The organism is Kitasatospora sp. MBT63 (genome assembly GCF_000710465.2).
GTDB lineage: Bacteria > Actinomycetota > Actinomycetes > Streptomycetales > Streptomycetaceae > Kitasatospora.
In genome coordinates, this window is sequence record NZ_JAIZ01000657.1 from 1 (window position 1) to 3,203 (window position 3,203).

Sequence of the window (3,203 nt, forward strand, 5' to 3'; positions counted from 1 at the left end):
CCGGATCGTCGCCGAGTCGTCCGGCCGCGGCGGCCTGGACACCGCCCGCCGCATCGAGGTGCTGCTCCCGGACGTGCGCCGGACGGCGTTCCGGTTCCCGCGAACGATCGGATCCACGTTGGGTGGGACCTGGAAGCCGCGGCGTTCTGACCGGTCTGCCTGTCACCGGGCGTAGGCCACGGTGATGTCATCGTCGGGGCAGCCGGCTGCGATGTCGGTGAGCGCCTGGTGCTCGCGGGCATCGATGCTCAGGTTCCAGCGGGTCTTGATGGCGACCCAGTCGTTCAGGTAGGTGCAGCGGTAGGCCACGGCCGGGGTGAGCCAGTCGGCGGGGTCCTTGTCGGCCTTGGAGCGGTTGGAGGCCGCAGTGACGGCGATCAGCGCGCGCGGCTCCAAGAGGTCGTTGGCGTAGACCTCCCTTTCCTTCGCGCTCCAGTTCGATGCCCCGGAGTCCCAGGCCTCGGCGAGCGGTACCAAGTGGTCGACGTCCAGGCGGCCTGCGTCGGTGACGACGACGTCGTCGTACAGTGACAGCCACAGCCCGCCGGTCAGTGCGCACCGCGGCCCCTGAACGGGGGGCTCGAGGGCCTCGGCCTTGATGACCTCTTTGCGGGCGTCGCAGCCGTCCTTGTCCGCGTCGACCCAGTGCTTGAAGGCAGTGCGGACGTAGCCGGTGCGGTCCTCATCGGCGACGGTGAGCTGCTCGATCGCTTCGTCCAGCGGCAGGGTGATGGCCTGTCCGGCCTCCCGGTGTGCCCCGGCGCCGGCGGCCGAGGTGGCGCTGGCGGGGTTGGCGGCCGCGGTGGTGAGCAGTAGGGCTGCTGCGGTGGTGATGGCTGCCCGGGTGATGGCGGTGGTCCGCACGGTGGCGCTCCTGTACTTCGTCGGCGACTTGTCGTGGACCTTCCTACCGGCCGCCGGTCGATCTTGACAGCCCGTCAGGCGGCGGGGTCGCCCGTGCGGGGGAGAAGTCGTACCGGACCCGGGGTGGCCGGCGTACTGGGCATCCTGCCCTGCGGCTCCGGCGGCGGGCCGGTACGTGGCCGACGCGCCGGTCGTTGACCCGGTGTGAGCGATCCGATGGGTGGGCGCGGCGTTCCGGCGCCGGTGCGGTGGGTGTTCGTGGTGCGTGAGGCCGCCTTCGGGCCGCCGTTCGCGGAGGCTCTTCTGGAGGTGGGCTCGCCGCTGTACGAGGACCTGGCCGAGGATGCGGTCGACAGCGGGTTCGTTGTGGCCGCCGGCGAGCCTCCGGCCACAACGGCCGCCGTCCACGTCCGCGGCGATGCGCTGGTCCGGCTGACATTGGTCGGAGGCCGCCGGACGTGGGAACCGGCCAGGCCGGCCGCAAATTTCGCCCGGCTGGCTGGCGGCGGCTGAGGGACGCGGCAGCGTGGTCATCGTGATGGCACCCCCCGCGACGCTGCCGGACACCGACCCGGACGCCGGTGCCGACGTCAGGAAGGCGGTATTCCGCACCGCGCTGGGCGAGGCCCGGACCAAGGGCAGGCTGCTGCACGGCGCGGCGACCCTGACCATCGAACCCGTCTGACCTGCACGTCAGGCCCTCACGGCGATGCGGATCGGCCTGCGAGAGGTAGCGGTTCCACGGGGAGCGGGGGCGCGCCTTCCTAGATCTAGTGACACGCACCGGTGCGGTCGGGGCGGGGGCGGTGTGCTCGGTGGCATGCACGGGCGAACTCGACCTGGACACCGACCGACCGGCGCGACCGTCAGCCCTTCGACGCCTCCTCGATGCCGCGCAGTACCGCCTTGCTGTGCTTGCTCTCGCTGACCCGCTGAGCGGTCCAGTCCCTCATCCGCTGGACCGCATCCTCGTTCGTCTGGGGGGGTGAGATGCACCTGATCGTCGTCGATGTGCCCTACTCCGCCGAGGGAGGAGAGGGTCGCGATGGCACCACGGATGAGCCGGTCCAAGACCCGGACCCGAACCGGGGCTAGCCAGGACCGGGCCCGGACACCCCACGGTGACCGGGCCCCGGGTCAGAAGCGGATGGGGGCCTTGCCGCGGTAGGGCGGGACGTCCTGCGCGGGCAAGCCGACGAGGTGGTCGTGGGCCGCTTCGCCACCGCCGGGACTGTCCGAACCTGCCGGTACGGTGCTGCTGGAAGAACCTTCAACTCCAGGAGTCCATCAGTTGGTTACCCCACTCACCCTCGTCCAGCGACAGGCGCTGCTGCGCAAGTGGATCATGCCGGCGAGCGTGACCGAGGACGAGTACTGGAAGCGGGCCGCGCGCATGGTGGACGAGGCCATAGCCGCGCACCCCGCCTTCGCGCCGGTCCGAAGCAAGCTCAAGGTCTATGCCAAGGGCTCCTACCCGAACAACACCAATGTGCGGGCGAACAGCGACGTCGACATCTCGGTGCAGCTCAATGAGCCGCAGTACGCCGACTACCACCCGATGACCAACCACTGGCAGCGCCGCCAGCGCCTGCCCGACTATGAGGGCATCTGGACGCCCGCCCTGCTGCGCGCCGAGGTTGGCAAGGCGCTCACCGCCAAGTTCGGCACCATCGACACCAGCCACCGGGTGGCGTTCTATGTCCCGCCGGTGTTCAACAGCCGGCCGAGCATCGACGTGGTTCCCGCCTTCCGGTACGTGCAGTTCACCAACCCGCAGTGCACCGAGGGCACCGAGGGCAGCATGGTCCACTGCACCGACGGCAAGACCATCGTGAACTGGCCGCAGCAGCAGATGGACAACGGCAGGGCCAAGAGCACCCGCACCAACAATCGCTACAAGTACGTGGTCCGCGTGCTGAAGTCGGTGGAGGACACGCTGACCGCCGGCAAGGTCATCGACGAGGTGCCCTCGTACTTCTCCGAGTGCCTGGTCTACAACGTTCCGGACTCAGTCCTCACCTTCGGTGACTTCGACGCATCCGTCCGCGAGACGCTTCGCCATCTCGACCGGGAGCTGGGCTACTGGATGGGTCACTACCAGACCATGGTGGAGCCCAACGGGATCAAGAAGCTTTTCGGTGACGAGCAGAAATGGTCCGTCGCGACGGCCCGAGAATTCGTCAAGCAGTCCATGACCTACCTCAACTACGGGTGATGCGCCGATGACCCCCGCGACAACCGTCCGTACGACGGCCTCCCTGGTCACCACCGCGTACACCATCGCCCTTCCGCTGCTGGGCCTCAGTGGCTGTTGTCTTTCCGGGCTTGAGGGCTGCGTT

At 69.1% G+C, this 3,203-nt stretch carries 4 protein-coding genes; 3 read left to right on the top strand and 1 reads right to left on the bottom strand.

The features are described from left to right. Nucleotides 1-162 precede the first annotated feature (162 nt). Nucleotides 163-864, bottom strand: coding sequence for an HNH endonuclease family protein (locus AA75_RS52755; RefSeq protein ID WP_233289313.1), 702 nt, complete (start codon nucleotides 862-864; stop codon nucleotides 163-165). Between the two features lie 252 nt (nucleotides 865-1,116). On the opposite strand from AA75_RS52755, the gene AA75_RS52760 reads away from it, so the two are divergent. The 3 genes from AA75_RS52760 (at nucleotide 1,117) to AA75_RS34490 (ending at nucleotide 3,079) form a co-directional block, all read left to right on the top strand. Continuing rightward, on the top strand, nucleotides 1,117-1,377 hold the full coding sequence (locus AA75_RS52760; protein WP_233289314.1) for a hypothetical protein: 261 nt from the start codon (nucleotides 1,117-1,119) through the stop codon (nucleotides 1,375-1,377). Between the two features lie 22 nt (nucleotides 1,378-1,399). Then, nucleotides 1,400-1,549 (top strand): hypothetical protein, encoded by a 150-nt coding sequence (locus AA75_RS50160; RefSeq protein ID WP_158515612.1) that lies wholly within the window; start codon nucleotides 1,400-1,402, stop codon nucleotides 1,547-1,549. A gap of 606 nt (nucleotides 1,550-2,155) precedes the next feature. Further along, entirely contained in the window at nucleotides 2,156-3,079 is a 924-nt protein-coding gene (locus AA75_RS34490; RefSeq protein WP_051813969.1) for a hypothetical protein, read from the top strand. Nucleotides 3,080-3,203 lie beyond the last annotated feature (124 nt).